The sequence below is a fragment of the Enterobacter cloacae complex sp. BZL2005 genome, from assembly GCF_049238885.1.
Classification (GTDB): Bacteria; Pseudomonadota; Gammaproteobacteria; order Enterobacterales; family Enterobacteriaceae; genus Enterobacter; species Enterobacter roggenkampii.
In genome coordinates this window covers 1-3377 of sequence record NZ_JBMKGI010000039.1, presented here as the reverse complement: position 1 = coordinate 3377, position 3377 = coordinate 1, and the positions used below count along the sequence as shown (strand labels likewise).

The following is a 3377-nucleotide window of genomic DNA, read 5'->3' as shown; positions in this document are numbered from 1 at the left end:
GAATGATGTCACGCTGAAAATGCCGGCCTTTGAATGGGTTCATGTGCAGCTCCATCAGCAAAAGGGGATGATAAGTTTATCACCACCGACTATTTGCAACAGTGCCCCCCGCCCTGCAGGAACGCCTGCGCCAACTGCATCCCTACGAACTCCCGGAGCTGCTCGCGGTCGAAGCCGCGTCCGGCCTGCCCGAATACCTGCAATGGCTGGCCGCCGAGAGCCGACCGGTAAACTGAGCCAATGACCGCATCCACGATCCGCCTGCGCCGCTGGCTGGCCGGGCTCGCCCTGCTGCTTGCGCTGCCCGCGACCTCGGCCGTCGCCCAGGACTTCGAACTGCCGCCGGTCGACGAGGTCTTCGTCCTGTCCGCGCAGGCCACCGCGCCGGACCGCATCGAGGTGCGCTGGCGGATCGCCGACGGCTATTACCTGTACCGGCACCGCACCTCGGTCAAGGCCGATGCCGCCTTCACCGGCGCGACCATGGCGCTGCCGAAGGGCAAGGCCTACCGCGACGAATTCTTCGGCGACGTCGAAACCTACCGCAAGGAATTGCTCGGCACCCTCACCGGCACGCCCGCGGCCGGCGCGAGCGCGACCACCCTGACCGTGAAGTACCAGGGCTGCGCCGATGCCGGCGTGTGCTACCCGCCGCAGACCCGCACCCTGAAGGTCGCGTTGCCGGGCGAAGCGGGCGCTGGCGGCTTCGGCTGTAAGGCGCGCGGGCTGCATGATTATGTCGTCAAGAACGGCTCTGCCGATCATCCCAACGCCGAGGTGAAATTCGCACTGGGTGATGTGGTCAACACCATGATCGGCTGCACTAATGGTGAAACGATCATGCTGTGCCACGACACCTCGCTGCCGCGCCCCTATTCTCTCGGCTTTCGGGTGCAAGGCACCGAGGGGCTGTGGATGGACGTCAACAAGTCGATCTATCTGGAGGGCAAGAGCCCACAGCCGCACCGCTGGGAGCCTGCCGAGGGCTGGTTTGCGAAATACGATCACCCGCTATGGAAACGCTACGCCGATCTGGCGGCAGGGGCCGGGCATGGCGGGATGGACTGGTTCGTGATCCACGCTTTTGTCGAGGCGCTGAAGGCCAAGGCCCCGATGCCAATCGACATTTACGACGCGCTGGCCTGGAGCGCGATCACGCCTCTGTCGGAACAATCGATTGCTGAGGGCAATCGCACGTTAGATTTTCCCGACTTCACCCGAGGGCAGTGGCGCACCCGCAAGCCGATCTTTGCGCTGAACGACGCCTATTGATCGACGCGATTTAGGCCAAGCGCACCGCAAAGGCGAAATTGGTAATCTTGTCGGTATCCTTGACGCCCGGCGCGCTTTCGACGCCGCTGGAGGTATCGACCAGCGGCGCTCCGGTGCGCGCAATCGCCTCGGCAACATTCGTCGGATTTAGCCCGCCTGCCAGCCCCCACGGCAAGGCACCGCGATATCCGGCCAGCAGCGACCAGTCGAACGCCAACCCCATGCCGCCGGGCAGCGCGCCTTTGGGGGTCTTGGCGTCGAACAAGATCAAGTCCGCCGCCCCGGCATAGGCTGCGGCGCGTGCGACATCGCTGGCGCTGGCGACGGGCAGCGCCTTCCACACCGGCTTGCCAAACCGCGCGCGCAACTGGGCCACGCGTTCGGGCGATTCCGAACCGTGCAGCTGCAGCGCGTTCAGCTTGGCTGCCACCAGTGCGTCGGCGATGACAGCATCATCCGCATCGACGAACAAACCGACCATGGCGATCTGGCCAGCTGCGCGCGATGTCAAAGCGCCCGCGACATTCGACGTAACCGCACGGGGCGACGCTGGATAGAACACCAACCCGGCATAGTCCGCCCGCGCCGCGATGGTCGCATCGAGCGCCTCGGGTGTGCTGATCCCGCAAATCTTGATTTTCGCGGGCATGCGGTCAGTCGGGGTTCTGGATCAGCCGCACCAGCGTGCAGTCGGGATCGATCAGGTAGCCGATCCTCAGGCCGCTCGCCTCCAGTTGCGGAGCTTTGAAGCGCGGCCAGCCGGTGCTTTTTTCCTCGGCTCCCGCCGCGTTCACCAATGCCACCATGGCATCGAGATCATCCAACCGCAGGCAACAGCCGAACGAGCTCGTAGCTGGGTCGAGGTCAGGATAGGGGAAGAATTCGAGCTGCAAACCGCCGCGCTGCAGGATCATCCAGCCGCGATCCTTCCAACTCGTCGCAAAGCCCAGCTTCGCATAAAACGCCTCTGTCACATCGAAATCGCGCGATGGCAGATTGGGGGTGACGTGGTCAGCCATGGCTCAGCGCAGCTTGTCGGCCATGCGGGCCGTATGAGTGATTGCGGCGCGGCTATCGGGGGCGGAATGGCTCATCACGATCATGCTGGCCTTGGGGAACGCCGCACCAAACGCGCGCGCTGACGCGGCGTAGTGCTCAGTGTCGGCATCACCGAGATTGCCGAGCGACTTGGCCTTGCTGTCCTTGATCAGGCAGCCACCAAAAGCGATGTCGGTGCCGTCGATCCCAACGGTGATATTGTCACTGGTGTGGCCGGGGCCGGGGTAAAATACCTTGAGCGGGCCAAAGTTGGGCGCGGTTGCTGGTTCGACCCAGCCATTGGCGGCGAAAGTCAGGCTGTGTTGCGCCGCAACCAGCCCCTCTTGCGGGGCAAGCTGGTTCGACAACGCATTGGCATAAGTCGCAATCCCCGCCGCATGCAGCGCGTCCATACCGCCCATCTTGTCCTGATGCGCGTGAGTCACCACCGCCAGCGCGACCGGCAGGTTGATCTCCTGCTTGATCCAGTTGAGGATCTGGGCGGTCTGGTCATCGGTCCAGGCGGTATCGACCAACAGCACGCGGCCGCCATCCCTGACGATCAAACCGTTGGAAGCGACTGCCCCGAAACCCGGCATGTCGAGATAGGAAGTGTGCTGCCAGACATTCGGTGCGAGCTGGCGGAAAACCAGATCGCCAAACCGTTGGTCGCCAGTTTCCATTTGCTGGCCAATCGTCGGGCGGATTTCACCGGGCATGCACCCGCTCAGCATCAATGCAGCGGCTAATGCGGTGCTCAGCTTCGCGACCGGGTGCATAATATTGGGCAATTCCATCAAGTTTTCCTTTTATTCAGCATTAAAAACCCCGCAAATGCGAGGCCTAGTAAATAGATGATCTTAATTTGGTTCACTGTAGCAAAAATATGGGGCGAATTCAAACATGAGGTGCGACAGTTTCAAAAGCCATATGATAATCAACAAGCTGAGCAAATTTCTCTAAGGAAGGTGCGAACAAGTCCCTGATATGAGATCATGTTTGTCATCTGGAGCCATGGAACAGGGTTCATCATGAGTCATCAACTTACCTTCGCCGACAGTGAATTC

The 3377-nt window shown here is 61.7% G+C and carries 5 protein-coding genes; 2 read left to right on the top strand and 3 right to left on the bottom strand.

The genetic code is table 11. From position 1 onward, the window contains the following. Positions 1-101 precede the first annotated feature (101 nt). The gene (gene cutA, locus ACOTXI_RS24170) at positions 102-236 is read left to right on the top strand and encodes a divalent cation tolerance protein CutA (RefSeq protein ID WP_023408307.1); all 135 of its coding nucleotides are present in this window, start codon (positions 102-104) and stop codon (positions 234-236) included. Positions 237-240: 4 nt separating this feature from the next. Then, positions 241-1272 carry a protein-disulfide reductase DsbD domain-containing protein gene (locus ACOTXI_RS24165; protein WP_004201169.1) on the top strand — a complete coding sequence of 344 codons (1032 nt, stop codon included), beginning with the start codon at positions 241-243 and terminating at the stop codon, positions 1270-1272. Positions 1273-1282: 10 nt separating this feature from the next. Here the strand turns inward: ACOTXI_RS24165 and ACOTXI_RS24160 are convergent, their stop codons facing one another. From ACOTXI_RS24160 to ACOTXI_RS24150, 3 genes are read right to left on the bottom strand one after another with little or no spacing between them, the layout of a single operon-like run. Then, a complete protein-coding gene (locus ACOTXI_RS24160; RefSeq protein ID WP_004201168.1) occupies positions 1283-1921 on the bottom strand; it encodes a phosphoribosylanthranilate isomerase in 639 nt (212 codons plus the stop codon). A gap of 4 nt (positions 1922-1925) precedes the next feature. Next, entirely contained in the window at positions 1926-2291 is a 366-nt protein-coding gene (gene ble, locus ACOTXI_RS24155) for a bleomycin binding protein Ble-MBL (protein ID WP_004201167.1), read from the bottom strand. Between the two features lie 3 nt (positions 2292-2294). Then, a complete protein-coding gene (locus ACOTXI_RS24150; protein WP_023408309.1) occupies positions 2295-3107 on the bottom strand; it encodes a subclass B1 metallo-beta-lactamase NDM-5 in 813 nt (270 codons plus the stop codon). Between the last annotated feature and the right edge of the window lie 270 nt (positions 3108-3377).